The following is a 24446-nucleotide window of genomic DNA, read 5'->3' as shown; positions in this document are numbered from 1 at the left end:
ATAAATTTAAAGAAATAACTCCCTCTTTTCTAAATTTTAATTATAAATTGAAAATATATCCAGTTATGTTATATAAAATAACTGTTTTTAATAAATCTGTAACCATCTTATAAAACCCACAACTATGATATATAGTTAGCTCAATTAAAGATTATATTTATTATAGTTATACTAACTTTCCACTTTATTACCTAAGTTTTGATAAATTCTACTGTGCCTAATCCAACATTCCAAATAATAAATATACTTTTAATTTATAAACACATTAAAATTGTAAAAAACCCAATCACTACCTCAAATAGTGATTGGGTTTTTTAGGTTATACTAAGATATTTAAATTACATATACAGTATTATCGGCTTTATAAATCATCAAAAATTTTATTTAATCTCACAAGCATAACCATCACTATCTCTATCTAGTTTACTTGAATATGCAGCATGCCCTTTAGGAACGCCTCCTGGATAGTCTTGTCTTAAAGCTGCACAATTAGAATAACTGTGTGGCACTTGTTGTGCAGCATTATTCTGATTAACTGAAGTAGATGCAGTATTTTGATTTGTATCAGAATTATTTAAATTTTTGTCAGAATGATCTACATTTTTATCATTAAAATTACTATGTTCTTTGTTTTCTTCTTTATTTGTAACTTCAGCTTTTTGAGTATTGTAATCATAATTGTCATTACTATTTTTCTTCGATACTTCATCATCCGTTTTTTTCTCGTTCACTGAACTTTTATTTGTTACATCGTTAGAATTGTCTTCTTTCTCTTCAGTTTTTTCTTCTTTTGATGATGATTTTTCATCAGTATTTTTATTTGATTTTTCAACAATAGCTGTCTTATTGGACTCATTTTTTTGATTAGATTCTTGATTGTTTCCCATATTTGCTATAACTATTATTGCAAAAAATACTGACACCACAACTTTTACCCAAGTCTTCCAATTCGTGAATTTCCACATTAAAAATAAGCCAATAGGAAAAACGAAGACTAAACATAAAAGTGTAAACCAATTCGACTTATACCATTTTTTTGTGTTTTCTCCCATTACACATATCTCCTTCTATTTTATATACAAATTATATATTTTATACAGTATACTATATATGATTTTCTGAATTTTTAGAAGTCGATTTTGGACAATAATAATAAAATACCAATTTGGCTTTAAAATTTTAGACTTCTCTAACTTATAAAATATAAGACTCTCTTCTTTCAAATATATAATACTGCCTATCACTTCGAATTCATTCTACCTAACTTACCGTCAATTTTAGTTTGAGCATATAAAAGTACGTTCTGAAAAAGGATAAACATTAAAGTCATTATAATTCCAACGACAAATATTATATTCGTATGTTTCAATGTTAATAACCCAGCTAAACTTATGATAAATAATAAGAGAAAAACAATGTAAAAAAAGATATTTTGAACGATATATTTTACACTTGGCAAAACATATGCATATGCTTGTATTTGAGTTGATCTTATCTTGAGTTTATTCTTTTTATTTTTATCAATCATGTATTTAAATGACAACATAGGTAATATAGTTAATATTATTAATAATACATTTATGTATATGCTCGTTGTGAAATCTAGATAATCAGTAATAGACTTAGTTGTAATAGCGATTAAAATACTCAGACCTGAGGTCAAAGTTGCTAGAGCGTCTCTTTTATCGTTTTCCTCTTTTGAAGTAGAAATAGTTAAAATTTGTTTAAGCTCTGCTTCTTTGACTTCTATCAATGGATTTCTTGTTACATAATTTAATAATGGAAAAATATAAGTTAATTTATTCCGATTTAAATCAATAATATAATACGAACCCTTATAGTGTATTAATTTATATTTACTATTCTTCTCAATAGTTTCTATTGTTATTGTATTGATGATTTCCCATTCCTTTAACTTAATTTTATAATTTTTTGGACTGTTTTTTATCCACCATTCAAAAACTTTAATGAACTTTTCACTATATTATAACATTATATTCAATATGAATTTCTCCACACTCTATTATTATAATTTACTTATCGAAAATAAGTGTTCACTTATACACTAATCCCCTCACTTATTACGTAGTGAGGGGATTTTTGGTATGGCTTTTGCGCCTATTACCTTTATTATTATTCTTTTGAATGATTTTATATCTAGGATTTTTATATATCGTATATACATTTTCCATTTATTTTTATCAACTCCATACACCTCTTTTGTCACTCAAAAAAAGCACTTGAATACTGAATTACTCCAGAAGCTTCATCTAAAGCATTTTTCTTTAATTCTATCGCCATCAATAATTTATCTGGTACGTCAAACGGTGCTTGAATGCCCCAATTAGAAGCTTGTTTAAATCCGAATTTAGGATAGTATTCTGCATGTCCCATTACTATAACTGACCCGAAATTAAGTTTCTTTGCTATTTCTAAAGATTTTTGTATTAAACTTCGTCCTACACCTTTGTTTTGATAATCGGGCAATACAGAAACTGGTGCTAAAGCTAATGATTCTGTATTTTTCTCATCATTAACAATAACAATCTTAGTTAATAATATATGACCAATCATTTTGTTTTTAACCACAGCAACTAATGATAAATCTGGAACAAACGCATCGGAATTTCTCAAATTCGCAACTAATCTATGTTCACTCTGATCACTATATGTTTCATTAGCAAATGCGTTTTTCACAACTTCCTCTGTAAACTTATAATCTTCTTTTTCCTCTGTTCTAATCGTAAAATCCATGTTCTCACCTTATCTTATTATATAAGTTAAATATGCCTTCTAACTATTTTTGATTTCTCTCTTCTTCTAAATTTTTTAATAAAAAATCATATATTTTTATTATCTTCCTTTGATCATACGAAGCGATGCCTATATCTCTTTTGTATCCGCTCAAAGCTTTTTGAAATAAATTCATGTTTGATATTCTTGATGTTAATGACACCGGCATTAATGTAATACCATTACCAGCTTTAATGTTGGCTATTACAGATTCAAAATGTTTATTATAGTGTAATTTTAATTTGTCTTCCATTGATCTATTTTTAATAAAATCATACGTATCGCAGGGTGGATTTTGTATATAAATTTTCTCACTTAATAATTCATTTATCTCAATTTTTGAACTCTCAGTAAATTTATTGTCATCATTATAAATAACCATAAAATCTTCACTATATAATCTTTTGCGATATAAATCACGATTATTTAGCTTTGATACATCCCCAATAAGTAAATCTATATTACCTTTAGACAATTCTTCTATTAAAATAGAAGTGCTATCTTCAATGATTAAGTTAGCTATCTCATCAAAACCTCTATTTTTATATTTATTCGTTAAAGAAAAACTAGGAATAACACCTATTTTCCATTTAGAATCAAAAGAAATATTCAACTGCTTCTTTAAATCAGCAATAGAATGTTGCATCTCTCTAAATGTATTAAATACCAGTTTCCCCTCTTCATTTAAGAAAATACCTTTTGAAGTTCTATAAAATAAATGACAGTTAAAATATGCTTCAACGCTTTTAATTCTCTTACTAAGCGCTGGCGTACTAATATTTAACTCTTGTGATGCTTTATTTATACTATTATATTCAGCTACTCTAATAAAATCTTGTATATATTCAAAGTTCATTAGCTTCTCCTTTTAGTATTAACTATTAGTTAATACCCCTTTAAATGATTACTTATTCACACATACTTCCAGTTGTTTTATCTTTATATCAGAAAACAATATTTCGTGTTATAAATATTAACTTTTATAGGGTGGAATGATGATGAAAAAAGTATGGGTTTTAACCATTGGTATGTTTGCTTTAGGCATGGATGCATATATTGTAGCAGGGTTAATACCTGCCATAGGCGATAATTTTAATAAAAATAGTGCTGAAATTGGACAAGGTGTTACAGTATTTACTTTATTCTTTTCTATTTCAGCACCCATTTTTTCTACTTTATTAGCAAAAAATGAAGTGAAAAATATATTAATATTAGCTATCAGTGTCTTCTCTTTAGCAAATTTAATTACTGCGTTAGCTCCTAACTATGCGATTTATATCATTTCAAGAGCAATAGCTGGATTGGGCGCAGGTATCTTTTCACCTATTGCGGTTAGCTCAAGTAGCCATCTAGTATCCAAAAAGCATAAAGGAAAAGCCATCGCATTTACAGTTGGTGGAATGAGTGTAGGAACAGTCGTGGGAGTGCCATTAGGTTTAGAAGTTTCAAAATATACGAATTGGCGCTTTTCCATATTAATAATAGTACTTATCGGTCTAATTGGCTTAATGAGTATATTAAAATACCTGCCAAGATTTAAAGTACAAGCACCACCTAATTTAAAATCACGCTTCAAATTATTTTTAGATAAACATGTATTAAGCGTTGTATTCGTAACATTATGCGCTGCCATTGCGAGTCTGGGATTGTATACTTATTTAGCTGATATAATCAAAGAAAGTGGTAATACAGAATATCTTACATGCTACTTAACTGCATGGGGTGTAGGTGGATTAATAGGAAGTTTTGGAATCGGATTTTTAATTGATAAATTTAAAAATCCTGCCGTCTTAATGCTTATTATTTTATTTGCGTTAGCCTTAAGCTTCGCATTACTTAACGTTACAATTCAAGTACCTTTTTTAAATTTTATACCTTTTATTTTATGGGGTGCTATGGGTTGGGCAACACAGGCGCCTCAACAACATATATTATTACAAAATCATGCTAATCATGGTGGTGCCGCCGTTGCACTAAATAGCTCCATCAACTATTTAGGTAGTGCATTGGGTTCAGCTCTAGGTGGGATAATTCTACTTAAATTTATTAATACAAATATGCTTATTTATAGCGCTATTATCATTACTGTTATTGGTATCATGTTACAGACAATGAATATTACAATGGATAGAAAAAATAATTAATTTGGTATTTTTTACTATCATGTTTTAAATAGTGTATGAACATGATAAAGACCGAGCCCGATAACTAGTGTGAATAGTTATCGGGCTCTTGCTGAGTAATCAAAAATATACTTTTGATTATCTATATCTACAATGGGAACTCGATTAATAATCATTAATTTTTGGGAACCTTCTCTTAGATATATGATACTTCCTATTGTTTTCACTTTATTTCACCTGTCTTTCTATATTTTTAATTTTGGCATGAACTTTTCTATCAGAAATTGAAGCCATATTCATAAATGAAAATACAAAAAAAATACCTAACCAACATATATAAATCCATATATTTTGTATATTCTCAATAACCATCATATAAAATAGCCCAACTATTAAATATATAGAAATCAAATAACAAAACACCACCAGTACCATATTTTTGAATGATGGAATCAACATTACTTTTTGTTTACTCTTTTTATTAAATGCTGGATGATTCAACTTCTTTCTTATAGATAAACGTAGTGCTATCACACCGACAAATCCAATTAAAAATAGCACAAACATCCATATTTGACTAATATTAATATTCATTAAGCCAATAAAACTTCTTAATAATACACTGATAGTAACACCAATTCCAGCAGCTATTAAACCTTGATTGCTCTGATTTTGGTTATTAAATATATTTAAATTATTAAACTCTTTGTAACTCAGTTCTGTATATTTAATAGGTATAAACCAATTCAACATAGGGCATAAATATGAATACCAATTTTGTTCTAAATCGATCATTAAATATCTATTATCTTTTTGAATGATTTTATATCTAGGATTTTTATATATCGTATATACATTTTCCATTTATTCTTAGCAACTCCATACACCTTTTTTGTTTATATCATACTACACATTCAACTTTGCAACAGAACCATCGACACCATGATCATTTGTGCAATAAAATAATTCTAAATTCAAGATAATTCACTCCAACATAAAAAAAGAGGGAGCGGAACAGCATTCATTATGAATTCGTTGTCCCGTCCCGGCAAGATGACTAGGATTGAATAAAGCTTGGTATAAGCGTATTTTCAATCCAGTCAACGACTGCCAATATTTAGTTCATAGCTTAAAACATAATTATGTCCTAGGCTCTTTCCGTTCGGACTTACCAACCTGATTGGGATTAGATTCTTTTTTATTATTTAAAAAAACATATAAAATTAAACCTACTAGGCCAGCGACTAGCATGCCACATATTCTTGGTATCCATATGCTTTGCATAATATTGTCTAAAATGCTTGTTGTCAAAGAACCTAAAACTGCACTAAGCATAAATAATATAAACTAATTAAACATATTCATTTAAATGTCCCCTTAACCGTATTATTTTAATAAGTTTTTCTTAAACACTTTGTCAATATCCATATTTTCACCTACGAGTGATTACAAGCTATAGATCCTCCAGCATAAAGTGTCCTAATACCTCATTCAATGGGACCACTAACACCTAGAGCTATCATCGATCTTATTGTAGTAACAGTATGCACAAAATTTCCACTTATTACTGCCGGATGTGACACCTAAAATACTCTCTATAACTGTAATTAGTCTTGAAGCATTTAACATTAAAATACCTTAAAAATATTAATAAATTTCAGTTTTAACATACCAAAATTATGAAATTGTTACAAAGTTGAAATAAATTAAAATCGTAAAAAATTGGCATAATTTTAATAAGTATAGTAATTTGAAAGTGATTATAATCAATAAATTTGGAGTTGATATTTTTCTCTGACACTTTTGTAAAATAAAATTATAGAAAAAGGAGGAGGAATCGCTCGTGTCTTCTAATTTTGTTGTTGTAATAATTACAGTACTAATGATTGTGTGTATTGATGCGATTTTTTACTATGTATCTAAAATAAAACATGCACCTAAAAAAATATTAATAACCATGGTCGCTTTTTTTGTCTCGATATTCTTAGTTTTCTTATTTATAATAGCGATACTTGAAATTGGAGCGATGGTTGATACTGGTCAATTATTTTTATAAGAAAAGGAGAGATAGCAATGAAAAAACGTATATTTTTATGTTTAATCTTTTTGCTCCCCATTGATTTCATCACTATTGCACTAGACTACCATTTCCAAGTAGGGTTGCTTTATGTTTACATACCTGCACTCATATTACCTGTTATTCTTACTTTCTGTTTTAAATGGGAAAAAGACTTTTGGCTCATATTATCAATGAAAGTATGCAGATTTATTATTTCATGGGGACTTGCTAAAATATTTATCGATTTCTTGAAGTCTGCAGATTATTATAAAATATTTGATGGTGCAGGTGCGATAATTAGCCTAGTAATTGGAGAAGAAATAATTTTTATTATCGCAATAACAGTGTTTTTGTTAAGTAAGGAAATTAAAAAGCTATTTATCACACAATAAATTTTTAATAAGAACTCAAAAACGCATCGTTTTATACTTATTAAGCCTCACTTAAACAGCATATAAAGTTGAAATCCGATTTAAGAAGATAAACAAAAGGAAATCGGCATTCCATAAATCCGATTTCCTTAAGCGTATTTACAATGGTCATTGTTGTATATTTTTTAATTTATTGACCAGCATTTCTCTATATCAATTATTTATAGCATCTTTTCTTTAATGTAATCATAGTTACCTTCAAATTTTTCTAATGTTTTATTTTTTAATAAGTAAGTTGTATTAAATAACTTATTAAGGAAATATCTATCATGTGAAACTGTAATGATGATTCCATTGAAGTCTAATAAAGCATCTTCTATGATTTCTTTGGCGTCTATATCCAAATGGTTTGTTGGTTCGTCTAAAACAAGTAAATTATAATCTGTGTTTACGAGTTGTGCCCATCTTAATCTTATTTTTTCTCCTCCGCTTAACTCATTAACTTTTTTAAATACATCTTTACCATAAAACATAAAATGAGCTAAAATATGTCTCGCTTGGTCTTCTGATACATTGACTTTTTTACGAAATGTGTGTAACAAAGTATCATTGCCATCCCTTTCAAATTCATGCTGTGAAAGATAACCAATTTTTAAATTACTTGCCGTTTTAATTGAACCTTTATCTATTGAAGTCAGCCCTAAAATTATTTTTAATAATGTTGTTTTTCCAGTACCATTATCTCCTATAATAGCAACATGTTCGCCTCTTCTGATTAACATATTTACGTTTCTAAATAATACATCATCATATGCTTTAGTAACATTTTCCATTTCAATCACTCTATTCGAAACGTTCATGCCTTCTTCTAGTGTTATATGCATCTTTTTTGAATCTAAAAGCGGTTTTTCTAAGCGTTGAATGCGATTTAAAGCTTTTTCCATACTTTTAGCTCGGCGAAACATTGCAGCATTAGGTGGCTTCGCTTGACTAGCCCATGTTCTTAATTGTTTGATTGATTCTTTCATTTTCTTTATTTTCTTTTGTTGCGTTTTATAGGCTTCGAATTCAATCAACAATCTTTTGTCTCTTTCTTCAACAAAATATGAATAATTTCCATTATAAAAATGAAGCTTTTTTTGATCTATTTCTATAATTTGATTAACTGTTTCATCTAAAAAGTAACGATCATGTGACACGATCACCGTAGTACCATCACTATTTTTTATATAGCTAGCCAACCATTCTATAGATTTAACATCGAGGTGATTTGTTGGCTCATCTAAAAGAAGCAAATCCGTAGGCTTAATTAACATCTGTGCTATACCTACTTTAGTACGTTCTCCCCCTGATAAATCTCCCCACTTTGCTTTAAGTAAATGCGCGATATTTAAACCGTGAGTAACTTTACGTATTTTAGCATGTATTTCATACCCGCCATTTTCTTCATAATATGTCTGCAATTCACCATAGCGCGCTACTAATGAATTTATATTTTCTCTTTCTTCAATCATTTTAGTTTCAATTGTTTCCAGCTATTTTGATATCGTATCTAATTCTTTAAATACAGATTTTATACATTGATAAACACTTTCACTTTTTTCATAGTCAGGTATTTGATTTAAGTAACCTATCTTAATATCCTTCTTCCAACTAATCACACCAGTCGAAGGTCTTTCCATGCCAGAAAGTAGTTTTAATAAAGTGGTCTTCCCTTCACCATTACGACCTACTAATCCTACAGTATCACCAGAATTAAGTGCTATTTTAATATGATCGAATAATATATCTTCCGTATATTTTTTAGAAATATTCGATGCATTTAGTATATTCATTTTTCTTCCTCCAATTTATCTATAAGGAAGAAATATATTGTGTCAGTTCCTTATAGATTGATCATTAACTTCAAAATAGACAGACTCCGCCAATTTTGTAATTAAGATCGAAAATTTGTTGCGTATGATTTGTAAATATCTGCAACAATGAACTATAAGAAACATTTAGACACCTCCTCAAATGTAATTTATAAACATTTTACAATAAAAAAGGATTCACTTAAAGCGTATGCAGAGCATGATTATTAATATGCTTATTTCGAAGATTTCTTTTCAATATTTTTTAAGGAAAATATCATTAATTAAATATTAATCAACTTTATTACCTTAGTTCATCAATTGATATATCCAATCTGCGACATAAGTTTCTGTAAATGCAGCAAGTATAATTAATGGTAAGGTGAAAATAAAATATATTTTAATAACTTTAAATAGACTCTTTTTAAAAGGATAATTGTCTTTCTTCTTTTTTCTAAACAGATTGGTTACTTTTCTTACAATGGCTTTGTTTAACATATATAAGCCACTTGCAAGAATACAATATGCCATGATTTCAAGCGTATAGTGTGGTATGTATGCAATGATTGCGGTAAATGCTTTGTGTAAATCAAAATTAAGAAAAATTCCAAACATGATTCCTGGTATAATAACTGAGATAACAATGTTTAACATATAAAGAAATGGTATCGGTATAAGTGCTAATATAAACATTTGAACTGGCACGAAACAACCATTATTTACTATAAAATGCCAAACTTTATTTAGCCCTTGGGGGTTACTACTTATATTCGTAGATGAATTCCCTAAATGTTTGACATCATTAATTGCAGGATGACAGAAATACGTAATGATTGTCGTTATCATCAATATAATTGTAGCTAAAGCGAATACTTTCAGTGCATGTTTATATACATTTTTATCTATTGATTTTATCAAAGTATCTCCTCCCATATTTATCATATTATCAAACACTCTAAAATTTCAAACTATTTAAAAACCAAAACAAAGTAAAATATTGTAACGTTGATTAATGTCATTATCCTGCTTTTTTAATTGCATGTGTTAAGCAAATTAAGTTTATCGATTATTGAACGAAATTAATCAACAACATATAACTTATTCTATAAAAGACCTTATTTTCAAAACATTACAACAAGCCAAGCAAATTGGAGTGGGGCCCCAACAAAAAGGCTTTCCAAAAGAAAACCAACGGACAAAGCAAGTTGGGGTGGGGCCCCAACAAAAAGGCTTTCAAAAAGAAAGCTAACGGACAACGCAAGTTGGGGTTGCTAAGACAGTATCATAGACACACGAAACCATATCATACGAAGTACTATAAACAAAAAAGCCAGTAAATGCATTTACAAAAACGCATCTACTGGCTCATTTTTCTAGGATTAATATCCCAGACTGTACTCATTTGATTTAAGCCTTTACTTTAATATGACTCATTTTACCGGAAGTTTCTGAATTACTATAGAGTAGTTGATCAAATGATAAAATAATAGCTAACATGATAATCAATACATTAGAATTGAGATGGGGCTCCCCCATTGAACCAAAAATTTTGAAGCTTAAGAATACGAAACTCACAACTGCAATAACATATAAAATAATACTTATCACCATTGTGAATATCTCTGGAAAGATATAAGCACGTTTCTCAGTTTCTATTTATTCAATATTTAATCTTTTTCTTTTTCGCTTATCTATTAGCTATTTTATAATAAATATTAAAACCATCAATGCAATGATAATAAGCGGAGGATAATGTTTTAGAAAAAAATTGTCGACCACATTGGCTCTATAGTAAATGAACAATATCACGATGCCAATTAATGTTATCATCATATTTTTGACTTTTCTTTCCACCGATTGTTGTACTGTTGTTAAACTAAAGTATGCGTCGTCACTGATTTCCATTAAACGATGCGGGAGAAGGTAATTTAATAATGGAAAAATGTAAGTTAATTTATTTCGATTAAGATCAATGACATAGTGCTTTTCTCCATCATGAATAATTTTATATTTGCTATTATTTTTAATTGAATCGATGGTTACATGCTTCATAACGAATCTTTCCCTTTCCATTGAATTACGTTTGTATCATCAGTCTTGCAAGTATTTTAAACTTTTCAATTCATAGTCATTTCATATTATATAATAATTTCCCTAATATTTATCATATAAATTGATTTTTTTGTAAAATTTTAAGCTTTTCATGCATAGCTCACATTAAAAAACCAAATGAACACCGTCTTATGTATACATAGACGATAGTCATTTGGCTTCTCCATATTTATTCTGGTCGAACGTTGCGCTTCATTTTCACGTATTGAGAAATACTGTATAATGCAATGCCAATCCAGATAAAGATAAATGTAATAAATTGATGAATATCAAATGGTTCTTTGAAGACAAAGATGCCCAGTAAGAAAATAATAGTTGGGCTAACATACTGAATAAATCCTGTTAACGATAATGGTATGCGACGCGCACCTGCTGAGAACAAGATTAATGGCACTGCTGTTACCGCACCTGAGAATAGCAACCAGAATGATGCCATATTGATACCTACTGAAGTATGGTGTATTTGCCATAAGTAAATGATATAAATGAGTCCTGCTGGTGCTGTCACAATACATTCAATGGCAATACCCGTCATAGCATCTACACGAACTAATTTTTTCAATAAGCCGTAAATGCCAAATGAGAAAGCCAACATGAGTGAAATCATTGGAAATTCCCCTACTCGAATGGTCATATAAAGCACACCAATTGCGGCAAATACAATGGCTAATGACTCAAATTTATTAAACCTTTCTTTTAGAAAAATAAATGCCAATAAAATACTTACGAGTGGGTTGATATAATAACCTAAACTGGTTTGTAGCACATGTCCATTTGACACAGCCCAAATAAATGTCCCCCAATTAAGCGTAATAACATAACCAGCGACAATAATGGCAATAAGCTGTATCGGTGTCGCAAATAAGTGTGTTAAATCACGTTTAAATGAAGTACTTTGTTTGAGTATGTAAATCATGATAATCATAAAGATCATTGATAAGATAATTCGATACGCTAGAATTTCAAAAGCGCTGATATTGCCAATGAGCCTCCAATAAATAGGTAAAATTCCCCATAATAAATGCGCACCTAACGCAAACAGTACGCCTTTTTTAAATTCAATATTGGAATTCATAACTAAACCTCCTAACACAATTCCCCTGGAAATAAGTCTCAATAATATTATGTTATCAATAGTTATGACATTTTAGTATACTTCCTGCTCAAAAAATTAAAATTTGTCATACTATGCAACTATGATTAGGTCATGTCATCTTTATACTGACATTAAAATCGCATGGTCAATCAATGACATATAAATATTCAATATTTTAGCAAGACACTAGATAGAACAAGCCCCGGGGCCCCAACAAAAAGGCTTTCCAAAAGAAAGCCAACGGACAACGCAATTTGGGGTGGCCTCAACAAAAAGAATTTCAATAAGAAATTCCACAAGCAAAGAAAAATTGGCTAAACCAGTTTTTTCTAGCAACGTAAACCGACCCTTAAGCAAGCGAACCAATCATCATAAGCATTGAATTATAAAGAAAGCACAAAGACGATTTTTAATGTCAAATCATCTTTGTGCTATTATTTTGATATTTATGTTCCAGCCTATAATAAATCATGTATCCTAATGATAAATTTTATTGCCGGCTGCTTGGAATTCTTTCGCTTTTTCTTTCATACCTGCTAGCTGTTCTTTGTATGAATCACGAATATCATGTGATAATTTCATTGAACAGAATTTAGGACCACACATACTACAGAAGTGTGCAATTTTCGCAGATTCTGATGGCAACGTTTCATCATGGAATTCTCTTGCGCGATCTGGATCTAATGACAAATTGAATTGGTCTATCCAACGAAATTCGAATCGCGCTTTACTAATTGCATCATCACGCACAGTAGCACCTGGTAACCCTTTTGCTAAATCTGCGGCATGGGCTGCTATTTTATAAGTAACTACGCCGTCTCTCACATCATCTTTATTTGGTAAGCCAAGATGCTCTTTCGGTGTAACGTAACATAACATTGCTGTGCCATGACTTGCGATTTGAGCCGCACCAATTGCCGATGTAATATGGTCATACGCTGGCGCGATATCTGTAACTAATGGTCCTAATGTGTAGAACGGTGCTTCCTTACAATAGAAATCTGCTAAGTCTTGGTTCTCTTTAATCTTATGCATTGGAATATGTCCGGGACCTTCAATCATAACTTGAACATCATGTTTCCATGCAATTTCAGTTAGCTCTCCTAATGTTTTTAACTCTGAAATTTGACTTTCATCATTGGCATCATAAATGGAACCTGGGCGCAAACCATCTCCGAGTGAAATTGCCACATCATATTTATTTAAAATTTTACAAATATCTTCAAAATGCGTGTATAAGAAGCTTTCTTCGTGATGTGCCAGACACCATTGTGCAATGATTGAACCGCCGCGTGAGACAATGCCGGTTAAGCGATCGACAGTTAACGGAATATAGTGTAATAGCAAGCCAGCATGAATGGTAAAGTAATCAACACCTTGCTCCGCTTGTTCAATAAGTGTATCGCGATATACTTCCCAAGTTAAATCTTCCGCCACGCCATTCACTTTTTCTAGAGCTTGATAAATGGGTACAGTCCCAACCGGAACTGGTGAATTACGAATCAAATATTCCCGTGTTGAGTGTATATTTTTACCGGTTGATAAATCCATCATCGTATCTGTCCCCCAATGAATTGCCCAAACGAGCTTTTCAATTTCTGCTTCTATCGATGATGACACGACCGAATTACCGATATTGGCATTGACTTTAACGGCAAAGTTTTTCCCGATAATCATCGGTTCTGATTCTGGATGATTAACATTATTAGGAATAATTGCACGTCCTCTAGCGATTTCATCTCTGACAAATTCGGGTTCTACCTGTTCACGAACCGCAACAAATTTCATTTCTTTCGTGATGATGCCTTGTTTCGCATAATGCATTTGTGTCACATTTCCACCTTGTTTGGCACGCTTCGGTTGATATTGAAAAGGATGTGCCACATAATTTTTATGGCCTTCCTTTTTAAAACCGTTATCGATGGATTGTATTTTTCGTCCTTCATAGCTTTCAACATCTTGTCGTGCATCAATCCATGACTTTCTAAGCTGAGGAATACCGCTGTCAATGTTCACATCATAGTTATCGTCATGATAAGGTCCAGCAGTGTCATAGACGGTAATAGGATCGTTGTGAAATGCATCGTTCTCTAATTGCGTATCCGATAATTCAATTTGACGAAATGGCACTGCAATATCGTCATCGCTTCCCTTTTTAAAAATACGTTTGCTTGCCGGAAAATTCTTTTTAAAACGAATCATTTCTTGTTTCATATAAACAGCCTCCTAGATGCTAGACGTGTTTAATATTACTTTGAGAGAAATCCACATAAAAAAGCATTCAGCCTAATACTGAATGCATAAGAAAATAAGCGAATTTATACAAAAAACATATATGTATCAGATAATAGCCAATATCTTTAAAATATTGGTATTTTAACTTGAGTTAACGATATGCCCTATATCTATAACTAACTCTCGTGTTTACTGTACAATCTGTTCTGGCAAAAAGTAAGCAACAGACTACGAGTGAAACACATGCTTAAATAAACTGATAAACATGATGATGTTCTAATTCTTTAGTATAAATGGCTCACTTGCTTCCCTACGCTAGTATTATCTAGATCAGGTTAAAAGGGTTGGAGAAATTCTCCTTTCAGCAAATCAAAGCACCCCTAGCAGATGATATTATGTTGCAGGTATAATTATACCAAACGTGTCATTTTCCTTCAAACCGCTATAAAATAGCACATTTATCTTAGATTATTATGTTGATAGTGATTCTATGGTCATCAATGTCGTCGTATCCCTCAGTCTATCAATGTGATGATTTTTATTATCTATTGTTTGAAAGCATTCGTATCATTGCCTTGATAACTATTTAGATAGACAATTTGTAATCATCAGAAATCAATTCATTCTAAATAAAAAGAAGCCCCACTTCTACTTTGCTAAGCGGGGGTTCTTTTTCAAAATGAAACATCTCTTGCACCTATAGCAACTTATGTTGTTTCAATAATTGCTCTATATACGTGCCTTTTATTTTTTTCAAGAAAGCATTAAGGGCAACTTGTTTTAGTTTCTTTTGCTCGACCAGTTCAACCAAGCCTTTACCATCATTGAGTTCGTACATCGCGTCCATTAAGACACGCAAATCAAATTCTGTCGCAACAACTTCTGGGACACCTCGATCTATGTTCAACAATTGATATACGGCTTCCATGGCAGTTCTTACTGAATATTCTGTAGTAAAGACCGTATCTCTCTCTGTTTCTGCAAAATTACCAATAAATGCTAAATTGCGTGATTGATGTGGCACAACAAGTGGTCTATCACCTATGGCTCTTGGCATAAAATATGAGCAAATATAAGGCATATAAACTGGTATGCTATTACATTGGTTTTGAGCAAGATCTTTAATTTGATTAGTAGGCACACCCATATGATATAACCATTCTTGGCAAATTTCGTTACCACTACATTCCACAATCGGCTTGTTGATATAATCCCCTTTGACATTAGAATAGAGTGCATAAATCCATACACTCACCTCATCTTTAGGTTGTGCTTTAAATTGTTGTTGGCGATTAACAGTAAAACTCATTTGCCATGCCGAATCATTAACCGTAATAATACCTCCAGTTACCGTCTTGCCGGCAAGGGGATCCCTCTTACATATGCTTTCGATAGTATCAATGATTATCTTATTATTTGTCGTTGCAGTTGCTGACACAAACCAACTTTTTTCAGGTAAATCTTGATAAAACTTTTCTGGGTGACCAAACTCAGGGCTTTGTTTAGCAAGATTACGCCATAAGTTCCAACTACCTCCTGTGACTTTCGTAGGAGGTGCTGGGATTTCATTATCTCCATAAGTTGAGCTTTCAGTAATACTACCATTTGTCACAAAGACGAGGTCATTCGGCGTTAATAGCATTGTCTCCTCTTTGCCTTGACGTTTAAGTTTCATTTCGCGAGCAACCTTCTCTGTCGTTGTAACATCTACTTTAATATCAAGTACTTGAACATCATATTCAAACTGTACACCATGGGATTCTAGATAGGCAATCATAGGCAGTACTAGTGATTCATATTGATTATATTTTGTAAACTTAAGGGCACTGAAATCTGCTAATCCACCAATGTGATGCACAAAACGCATCAAATAGCGGCGCATTTCCATCGCAGAATGCCATGGTTCAAAGGCGAACATCGTCTTCCAATAAATCCAAAAGTTCGAATTCATAAAATCTTTTGAAAAGACCTCAAAAATCATCACATCATTTAAATCTTTTTCTGTCATCAAGCATAAATCTATCATTTCTTTGATTGCTTGTTTCGTTAAAGTGAAGTCACCATCCGTTGGTAACTGATGACCTCTTTTTTCAATCACACGGCATCTTGAGTAATTGGGATCTTCTTTATTTAACCAATAAAATTCATCTAATACAGAAGCCCCCTCTACTTCAAGTGATGGAATAGATCTAAATAAATCCCATAGACATTCGAAATGATTCTCCATTTCTCTTCCGCCACGTACGACATAGCCTTTCATAGGAAGTTCATCTCCATCTAAACTTCCACCAGGTTTAGCTAATTCTTCTAACACATGGATTTTTGCCCCATCCATTTGCCCGTCTCTAACTAAGAAACATGCAGCTGCTAAAGATGCTAATCCTGATCCAATTAAATAAGCTGACTTTTGTTCTACGTTTTCAGGTTTTTTTGGTCGCGCAAACGCTTCATAATTTCCATTACTATAGTACATTGATATCACTTCCAAAATTTGTCATATTTTTTAATTTTAAAGATGAAAAGTAGTAAACTATAAGTAATTATTCAGAAAATAAATCTACCCTTCTCTTATATTATAAATAGATGAAGGTCTATTATTGTGAGGCATTTATATGTGTCTGTAACTTAAGCGACATTTACGAAAAATTGTCCTATATCGTATTGGGAGTGAATATAATGAATAAACAAGATTTACGTGTGCAAAAAACACATCAAGCACTCATGACAGCTTTTCATCAACTGCTAAAAACAAAGACTTTTGAACAAATCACGATTCAGGATTTATGTCATAAAGCAAATATTAGACGGTCAACCTTTTATCGCCACTTTAATGATAAATACCATTTACTTAATCATGTCGTCGGGATTTTGATTGACCATTTCAGAGAACTGTACTTACCTGAAATTAATCCAGATAACCCAAGACAATTTTTTGAAAAGCTAATGACTGATATTTTAACATTTATTCATCATCATAAAGATACGGTTCGTAGCGTTATTACTTTAAATTTTTACGGAGAAGTTTATAACATTTTTTATGATCAAATCTACGCAGCAGTAAAGAAGCAAATCGATTTTGATAAACAAAATGGTCAATTTTATGTAGACGTCACGATTTATAGTGAGTTTTTAACAGGTGGTATTTTAAGTATTATTACAAATTGGATTCAACATGGTCAACAACAACCTATCGATAAAGTAGTAAATGAAATTGTAACAATTATTTGTGGTGCTAGAGAAATCCATTTGAAGAAATTGAAATAACGTAAAAAAATTTTTAATCCCCAATAGAGACAGACTCAGTAGAATTTGTCTTTATTGGGGATACATTATAACCATTTCATTATGAATAACATGTTTTATTTTTAAAGGTTAATTTATGAATCATTTTTTGTCGGCTTCCATAGTCGGTTAATTCATTTCTGGTATAAGCGTGCGTTTTTTGAACATTCACTTTACGCTTCTTGCATGTTTTTGCATCACTTAATTTTCATTTGACATTTTTCCCGCAAACAACACGAGCCACGTGGCAAAAATAAATGGTGCCGTTAATATAGGTAATCCAACTGGCGTAAGCAACGTTGCTAGTGCACCATGCATCACTATCGTTAACAGCAATCCTGTGATAACTGCAATATACTTATTCAATTTAGTCATGAATGTTGCACCTAAAGCAATCCCTGTAAGGACAGCATTATAACCATATAAGCCATTTGCGATGGTTGGATAATCTCCACCTAATAATGCAATACATGCAACTGCAAATATACTTGAAATTAGCGCATATACTCCACCCTTAATTGAACCTAAAAAGATACCAATCAATATCAACACACTACCACCAATAGATGTCACTAAGAAAATTTCACTAAAATTCGTCGTTATGCCACTTAACCAACTTATATGATGGTGGCTAATCACTGGATGTTTAACATGTAGGGGTAAAATATCAACAGTAACACTTAATTTTGAAAACTGAGTCGTCATTGCTAGGATTAACCAAGTCATTAAGACAAATGGAAAAGTTAACATAGGAACGCCATAAGACTTTAAAAATTCACGTGTAGCAGCACCTACTGGCAACGTTAAAATAACACTAATAACTAAAACAATCCAAGCGATAGTGGTTGATTGTAAGAATAACGCCAGTCCAATCGCTGTTAGTACTGAGTTATAACCTGCTAATCCATTGTGAATTTCCTCGGCACTATAATTAAAATATGGTGCCAACAAAACTGACAATGCACTGCCTAATGCTGCAGCTAAACCCAATTCCCAATCCGCCACAAATAATCCAATCAAAATAAATAATCCAGTCCATTTACTATTAATCAAGACAACTTGAGCAATGTTCTTCAAAAACACATCTATTTTTTCCACAAACTCACCTTACTTATAAATTTTTGAGATAATACAAATTTTAGCATTTTAAAGCTGTGAAAAAAATATTTTTGTATTAGTTATAATTTTATAACAGCAATTTGATGTATAAAAATTTATTAAAAATAGTAAAATACTTGTTAAACTCCTTTAGTAGTTCTAATATGGTTTATGCACTTAAATTTAAATTTAGAAAGAAGGAATTGATTTGCACTTTACACAGCGTGAGCAAGATAAATTAATGATAGTTGTTGCCGCAGAAGTAGCAAGACGCCGTAAAGCACGAGGCTTGAAGCTTAATCACCCTGAAGCACTTGCCCTGATTAGTGATGAATTATTAGAAGGGGCTCGGGATGGCAAAACAGTAGCTGAGCTTATGAGTTATGGTAAAACAATTCTAAATGAAGAGGATGTTATGGATGGCGTAGCAAGTATGATAACTGAGCTTGAAATAGAAGCGACGTTCCCAGACGGCACGAAACTTATCACTGTCCATCACCCTATTGTATAAGGAGGCAAATTTATGATTCCTGGAGAAATTAAAGTCAAAAACACTGATATAGAAATTAATCAAGGTCATCCAGAAACTGTTCTTACAGTTAAAAATACTGGTGATCGTCCTATCCAAGTTGGTTCTCACTTTCACTTTTATGAAGCAAATAAAGCTTTAAAATTTGAACGTGAAAAAGCTTATGGCAAACATTTAGACATTCCAGCAGGTGCAGCCGTTCGGTTTGAACCAGGTGACGAAAAAAAAGTACAACTTGTTGAATATGCTGGTCATCGTAATATCTATGGTTTCAGAGGTATGGTCAATGGCAAAATTGATGAAACACGCGTCTATCGCCCTACTGGTGAGCATGATGGCTATGCTGGTGTCTTCAATGACCAAGGTGAAGAAAACCTTAATAAAAAAGGAGGACAAGATTAATGAGCTTTAAAATGACGCAATCTCAATATACAAGCTTGTACGGACCAACTGTAGGTGACTCAGTACGACTTGGTGATACTAATTTATTTGCACAAGTTGAAAAAGATTATGCCAATTATGGTGATGAAGCGACATTTGGTGGCGGTAAATCTATCCGTGATGGCATGGCACAAAACCCAAACGTCACTCGAGATGATCGCAAAGTGGCTGATTTAGTGCTAACGAATGCCCTTATCATTGATTACGATAAAGTTGTAAAAGCAGATATTGGCGTTAAAAATGGCTATATTATGGGTATTGGTAAAGCCGGCAACCCTGATATTATGGACAATGTAGACATTATTATTGGTGCAACCACAGATATCATCGCTGCTGAAGGTAAAATCGTAACTGCAGGTGGCATTGATACACACGTGCACTTTATTAATCCTGAGCAAGCTGAAGTAGCACTTGAAAGTGGTATTACAACACACATTGGTGGTGGCACAGGTGCTTCTGAAGGAACAAAAGCAACAACAGTGACACCAGGTCCTTGGCATATCCATCGCATGTTAGAAGTAGCTGAAGCGCTACCAATTAATGTCGGGTTCACTGGCAAAGGTCAAGCAGTCAATCATACAGCTTTAATTGAACAAATACATGCTGGTGCCATTGGCCTCAAAGTACATGAAGACTGGGGAGCAACACCTTCAGCATTGCGTCACGCATTAGATGTTGCAGATGAATTTGATGTACAAATTGCTTTACATGCTGACACCTTAAATGAAGCTGGCTTCATGGAAGATACAATGGCAGCCGTAAAAGATCGTGTACTTCATATGTACCATACTGAAGGCGCTGGCGGTGGACATGCACCCGACTTAATCAAATCCGCATCATATCCAAATATTTTACCGTCCTCTACGAATCCTACATTACCATATACACAAAATACAGTTGATGAACATTTAGACATGGTCATGATTACACATCATTTGAACGCTTCAATTCCAGAAGACATTGCATTTGCTGATTCCCGTATTAGAAAAGAAACCATTGCTGCCGAAGATGTCCTTCAAGACATGGGTGTCTTCAGTATGATTAGCTCTGATTCTCAAGCGATGGGACGTGTGGGCGAAGTGATTATACGAACTTGGCAAGTCGCACATCGTATGAAAGAACAACGCGGTGTTTTAGAAGGTGATACAGAATATAACGACAATCATCGTATTAAACGTTATATCGCAAAATACACAATAAACCCTGCCATTACACATGGTATTTCTGATTATGTGGGTTCAATCGAAAGTGGAAAATTAGCTGATTTAGTCATGTGGGATCCTATCTTCTTTGGCGTTAAACCTGAGCTTGTAGTTAAAGGAGGTTTAATCAATTCTGCTGTCAACGGTGATGCCAATGGTTCTATACCAACATCAGAACCTCAAAAATATCGTAAAATGTATGGCCAATATGGTACAAACATACAACATACAGCCATTACATTTGTTTCTACCACGGCTTATGAAAATGGTATTTATAATCTGCTTAACTTGAAACGTATGGTACGTCCAGTACATGGTATACGTAACTTATCCAAAAAAGATATGAAGCATAACCACGCAACACCAAAATTAGACGTAGATCCACAAACATACGAAGTATTTGTTGACGGTGAAAAAATTACAAGTGAAGCTGCGACTGAATTACCACTAACTCAAAGATACTTCTTATTCTAGGAGGATATGTTAATGATTATTGAAGAAATACAAGGCAATATTGCTAATCTTACTGCAGAAGAAAAAAGTAAACATATTGAAAAAGTGTACCTTGAAAATTCAGACTTGGTTAAACGTATTCAACGCGTGACAACAGATCATGGCACTGAACTTGGTATTCGTTTAAGACAGCCTATCGATCTACAATATGGCGATATTTTATATCAAGATGAGACGAATATGATTGTCGTAGATGTTAACTCGGAAGACTTACTTGTTATTCAACCACGCACATTACAAGAAATGGGAGACATTGCGCATCAACTCGGTAATCGTCACCTACCAGCACAATTTACTGAAACTGAAATGCTTGTCCAATATGACTATTTAGTAGAAGACTTACTTAAAACATTAGGTATCCCCTATAGTCATGAAGATCGAAAAGTAAATAAAGCATTTAGACATATAGGACATTCGCATGATTGATCATTCACATTTAAGACTATTCCAGTTTTGTGATTCACAGTTTCCAACAGGTGCGTTCAGTCATTCATTTGGGCTTGAAACTTATATTCAACGCGATGCAGTTAAAGATGCTGCAACATTTAAAGCATGGTTACAATTATTCTTAGATGAACAATTGACTTATTCAGATGGCTTAGCTATGCGCCTCGTTTATCAAGCTTTGGAAGATGGAGATACCGAGAAACTATTAAAAGTCGATCGTTTAATCTTTGTACAAAGTCTCCCTCGCGAAACACGCGTAGGCGCCAAACAAATGGGTACGCGCATGGCGAAATTAGCCAATGAGCTTTATGACAGTGAATGGATAGCATGGTATCTTAAGCAAATGGCTGAGAAGCAAGCTAAGTTGCATCCAGCTATCTGTTTCACCATATTAGGACATTATTTAGGTGTAAATATCGAAACAATTATTGATTATTATCTTTATCAAAATGTTTCCAGTTTGACTCAAAATGCAGTCCGTGCCATTCCACTTGGCCAAACAACGGGTCAACAAGTTGTGAAAGACTTGATTCCTTATATCGAACATACGCGACAACATATTTTCACATTAAATGAGGAAGATTTCGGTATTACAGCACCGGGTCTAGAGTTGAACCAAATGGAGCATGAAAATGTTAATGTGAGAATTTTTATTTCTTAGGAGGTTATAAGTTATGGCAAATCCAATTAAAATTGGTATTGGCGGTCCTGTTGGTGCAGGTAAAACACAATTAGTTGAAAAAATAGTGCGCCGCCTGTCTAAAGATTTAAGTATCGGGGTTATTACTAATGACATTTATACGAAAGAAGACCAAAAAATATTAGTGAATACTGGCGTATTAGCTGAAGATAGAATTATTGGTGTTGAAACAGGCGGTTGTCCACATACAGCCATCCGTGAAGATGCTTCAATGAACTTTGCAGCCATTGATGAGTTGTTAGAACGCAATGAGGATATCGAGCTAATCTTCATCGAATCTGGCGGCGATAATTTAGCAGCAACATTTAGTCCTGAACTCGTTGATTTTTCTATTTACATTATTGATGTGGCCCAAGGTGAAAAGATTCCACGTAAAGGTGGACAAGGTATGATTAAATCTGACTACTTTGTAATTAATAAAACAGATTTAGCTGAATTTGTTGGTGCGTCTTTAGATCAAATGGCCGAAGATACAAAAACATTTCGTGGTAATCGACCTTTTACCTTTACAAATCTTAAAACCGATGATGGTTTAGATGATGTGATTGAATGGATTGAACGTGATGTATTACTTAAAGGATTAGCTTGATGGCTGACAAAGCAAAGCAAGACATCGAACCATCTTGGACAGGTCAGCTTGATTTAACTGTCTTTCATAATGGCAAGCGTTCGGTTGCACGCAATATCTTCTTTGAAAAGGCATTAAAAGTGATGCGCCCTGTCTATTTAAATCAATCTAAAATTCCCACGTTCTATATTGTTAATGTGGGTGGCGGCTATCTAGATGGCGATCGCTATCGTATGAATATTAATATTGATAACGGGGCAGCAGTCACGCTTACATCACAAGGTGCCACGAAAATATATAAAACATTAAGCGATCGCGTTGAACAGTATCAAACGTTTAACATTGCGCAAGATGGCTACATGGAATACGTTGCAGATCCTATTATCGCTTATGAAAATGCGAAGTTTTTCCAACATAACGTATTTAACTTAAAAGATAATGCCTCTATGTTTTATACAGATATATTAACACCTGGTTATTCAACAACTGACAAGAACTTTACGTATCATTATATGCATTTAATTAATGAAATCTATATAGATGAAGCATTAGTCACTTATGATAATTTACTCATGGATCCAAACAAAACCAATATGAATTCAATTGGTTATATGGAGCACTATACACATATAGGGTCAGCCTATTGTATTCACCCGAATATAACACAAAAGCTTATCGATGAGGTTTATGCCCAGATTAAAGATTTTACACAAACGTATGATTGTCGACTTGGTATTACACAATTGCCAACACACGGTTTTACCGTTCGCGTGCTCTCAAACATGACTCAAGACATTGAGACAATTCTATATAACGTTCAAGCTTATATCGCAGATAAATTATATCATCGTAAGCTAGATTTCTTAAGAAAATATTAAACTCAAGAACAAGCACCTTATCGTTGATATTATTTCTAACAATAAGGTGCTTGATTTTATGAATGGCGATGATTTATAATTTTCAGCTTATGTTTGCGATATAAACTTTTTAACAATTTAAAATAAGCGTGAGTCTAGTACATCAT

23 protein-coding genes, 2 pseudogenes and 1 riboswitch are annotated in these 24446 nt (G+C 32.6%); of the genes and pseudogenes, 12 read left to right on the top strand and 13 right to left on the bottom strand.

Going from position 1 to position 24446, the window contains the following annotated elements; translation table 11 throughout:
* Window positions 1-380: 380 nt before the first annotated feature.
* The 4 genes from AL499_RS09820 to AL499_RS09805 form a co-directional block, all read right to left on the bottom strand.
* A complete protein-coding gene (locus tag AL499_RS09820; protein WP_002460213.1) occupies window positions 381-1052 on the bottom strand; it encodes an excalibur calcium-binding domain-containing protein in 672 nt (223 codons plus the stop codon).
* 188 nt (window positions 1053-1240) lie between these two features.
* Window positions 1241-1822 carry a DUF443 family protein gene (locus tag AL499_RS09815; RefSeq protein ID WP_230578667.1) on the bottom strand — a complete coding sequence of 194 codons (582 nt, stop codon included), beginning with the start codon at window positions 1820-1822 and terminating at the stop codon, window positions 1241-1243.
* Between the two features lie 401 nt (window positions 1823-2223).
* Complete coding sequence (locus AL499_RS09810; RefSeq protein ID WP_002492800.1) at window positions 2224-2754, bottom strand: GNAT family N-acetyltransferase; 531 nt, start codon at window positions 2752-2754, stop codon at window positions 2224-2226.
* 43 nt (window positions 2755-2797) lie between these two features.
* Window positions 2798-3649, bottom strand: a complete 852-nt coding sequence (locus AL499_RS09805) for a LysR family transcriptional regulator (protein WP_002492801.1) — start codon at window positions 3647-3649, stop codon at window positions 2798-2800.
* 142 nt (window positions 3650-3791) lie between these two features.
* Between AL499_RS09805 and AL499_RS09800 the strand changes: the two genes are divergently transcribed.
* A complete protein-coding gene (locus tag AL499_RS09800) occupies window positions 3792-4937 on the top strand; it encodes an MFS transporter (RefSeq protein ID WP_037540588.1) in 1146 nt (381 codons plus the stop codon).
* Window positions 4938-5026: 89 nt separating this feature from the next.
* Here the strand turns inward: AL499_RS09800 and AL499_RS09795 are convergent.
* Together AL499_RS09795 and AL499_RS09790 are read right to left on the bottom strand one after the other, a co-directional pair.
* A pseudogene (locus AL499_RS09795) lies at window positions 5027-5143 on the bottom strand (DUF4176 domain-containing protein); the annotation flags it as partial.
* Between the two features lies 1 nt (window position 5144).
* A complete protein-coding gene (locus AL499_RS09790; protein ID WP_002492847.1) occupies window positions 5145-5780 on the bottom strand; it encodes a DUF443 family protein in 636 nt (211 codons plus the stop codon).
* Window positions 5781-6759: 979 nt separating this feature from the next.
* On the opposite strand from AL499_RS09790, the gene AL499_RS09785 reads away from it, so the two are divergent.
* Window positions 6760-6972: a hypothetical protein gene (locus tag AL499_RS09785; protein ID WP_002492844.1), complete on the top strand. Its 213-nt coding sequence runs from the start codon at window positions 6760-6762 to the stop codon at window positions 6970-6972.
* 17 nt (window positions 6973-6989) lie between these two features.
* A complete protein-coding gene (locus AL499_RS09780; RefSeq protein ID WP_002492831.1) occupies window positions 6990-7367 on the top strand; it encodes a hypothetical protein in 378 nt (125 codons plus the stop codon).
* A gap of 200 nt (window positions 7368-7567) precedes the next feature.
* Here the strand turns inward: AL499_RS09780 and abc-f are convergent.
* A pseudogene (abc-f, locus tag AL499_RS09775) lies at window positions 7568-9181 on the bottom strand (ribosomal protection-like ABC-F family protein).
* A 327-nt stretch (window positions 9182-9508) separates the two neighbouring features.
* Window positions 9509-10141 carry a stage II sporulation protein M gene (locus AL499_RS09770; protein ID WP_080589016.1) on the bottom strand — a complete coding sequence of 211 codons (633 nt, stop codon included), beginning with the start codon at window positions 10139-10141 and terminating at the stop codon, window positions 9509-9511.
* 127 nt (window positions 10142-10268) lie between these two features.
* Between AL499_RS09770 and AL499_RS12685 the strand changes: the two genes are divergently transcribed.
* Window positions 10269-10448 (top strand): hypothetical protein, encoded by a 180-nt coding sequence (locus AL499_RS12685; RefSeq protein ID WP_037540592.1) that lies wholly within the window; start codon window positions 10269-10271, stop codon window positions 10446-10448.
* Between the two features lie 449 nt (window positions 10449-10897).
* On the opposite strand, the gene AL499_RS12775 is transcribed toward AL499_RS12685, so the two are convergent.
* From AL499_RS12775 to AL499_RS09745, 4 genes are all read right to left on the bottom strand, one after another.
* Window positions 10898-11251: a DUF443 family protein gene (locus tag AL499_RS12775; RefSeq protein WP_226952540.1), complete on the bottom strand. Its 354-nt coding sequence runs from the start codon at window positions 11249-11251 to the stop codon at window positions 10898-10900.
* Window positions 11252-11480: 229 nt separating this feature from the next.
* On the bottom strand, window positions 11481-12386 hold the full coding sequence (rarD, locus tag AL499_RS09755; RefSeq protein ID WP_002492854.1) for an EamA family transporter RarD: 906 nt from the start codon (window positions 12384-12386) through the stop codon (window positions 11481-11483).
* 498 nt (window positions 12387-12884) lie between these two features.
* Entirely contained in the window at window positions 12885-14621 is a 1737-nt protein-coding gene (thiC, locus tag AL499_RS09750) for a phosphomethylpyrimidine synthase ThiC (protein WP_002492852.1), read from the bottom strand.
* Window positions 14622-14932: 311 nt separating this feature from the next.
* Window positions 14933-15034, bottom strand: a riboswitch (TPP riboswitch).
* Between the two features lie 305 nt (window positions 15035-15339).
* Window positions 15340-17115, bottom strand: coding sequence for an oleate hydratase (locus AL499_RS09745; protein WP_002492824.1), 1776 nt, complete (start codon window positions 17113-17115; stop codon window positions 15340-15342).
* A 203-nt stretch (window positions 17116-17318) separates the two neighbouring features.
* Here AL499_RS09745 and AL499_RS09740 point away from each other — a divergent pair, with 203 nt between their 5' ends.
* Window positions 17319-17906, top strand: a complete 588-nt coding sequence (locus tag AL499_RS09740; RefSeq protein ID WP_002492814.1) for a TetR/AcrR family transcriptional regulator — start codon at window positions 17319-17321, stop codon at window positions 17904-17906.
* 219 nt (window positions 17907-18125) lie between these two features.
* Here the strand turns inward: AL499_RS09740 and yut are convergent, their stop codons facing one another.
* Window positions 18126-19022, bottom strand: coding sequence for an urea transporter (gene yut, locus AL499_RS09735; RefSeq protein WP_002492837.1), 897 nt, complete (start codon window positions 19020-19022; stop codon window positions 18126-18128).
* A gap of 208 nt (window positions 19023-19230) precedes the next feature.
* On the opposite strand from yut, the gene AL499_RS09730 reads away from it, so the two are divergent.
* Genes AL499_RS09730 through AL499_RS09700 form a run of 7 tightly spaced genes read left to right on the top strand, consistent with a single transcriptional unit; the run spans window position 19231 to window position 24300 of the window.
* On the top strand, window positions 19231-19533 hold the full coding sequence (locus AL499_RS09730; protein WP_002492818.1) for an urease subunit gamma: 303 nt from the start codon (window positions 19231-19233) through the stop codon (window positions 19531-19533).
* Window positions 19534-19545: 12 nt separating this feature from the next.
* Window positions 19546-19953, top strand: coding sequence for an urease subunit beta (locus AL499_RS09725; protein WP_002492822.1), 408 nt, complete (start codon window positions 19546-19548; stop codon window positions 19951-19953).
* The gene (gene ureC / locus AL499_RS09720) at window positions 19953-21668 is read left to right on the top strand and encodes an urease subunit alpha (RefSeq protein ID WP_002492807.1); all 1716 of its coding nucleotides are present in this window, start codon (window positions 19953-19955) and stop codon (window positions 21666-21668) included. The genes AL499_RS09725 and ureC overlap by 1 nt, the downstream gene beginning before the upstream one ends.
* A gap of 12 nt (window positions 21669-21680) precedes the next feature.
* Complete coding sequence (ureE, locus tag AL499_RS09715; RefSeq protein WP_002460241.1) at window positions 21681-22133, top strand: urease accessory protein UreE; 453 nt, start codon at window positions 21681-21683, stop codon at window positions 22131-22133.
* A complete protein-coding gene (locus AL499_RS09710; protein ID WP_002492794.1) occupies window positions 22126-22815 on the top strand; it encodes an urease accessory protein UreF in 690 nt (229 codons plus the stop codon). The genes ureE and AL499_RS09710 overlap by 8 nt, the downstream gene beginning before the upstream one ends.
* A gap of 13 nt (window positions 22816-22828) precedes the next feature.
* The gene (gene ureG, locus AL499_RS09705) at window positions 22829-23443 is read left to right on the top strand and encodes an urease accessory protein UreG (protein WP_002460243.1); all 615 of its coding nucleotides are present in this window, start codon (window positions 22829-22831) and stop codon (window positions 23441-23443) included.
* Window positions 23443-24300, top strand: coding sequence for an urease accessory protein UreD (locus tag AL499_RS09700; RefSeq protein WP_002478723.1), 858 nt, complete (start codon window positions 23443-23445; stop codon window positions 24298-24300). The genes ureG and AL499_RS09700 overlap by 1 nt, the downstream gene beginning before the upstream one ends.
* The last annotated feature ends 146 nt before the right edge of the window (window positions 24301-24446 follow it).

It is taken from the genome of Staphylococcus lugdunensis, assembly GCF_001558775.1.
Lineage (GTDB): Bacteria > Bacillota > Bacilli > Staphylococcales > Staphylococcaceae > Staphylococcus > Staphylococcus lugdunensis.
Note: the sequence above shows the minus strand (reverse complement) of the source record. Positions and strands in the feature narration are given on the sequence as shown.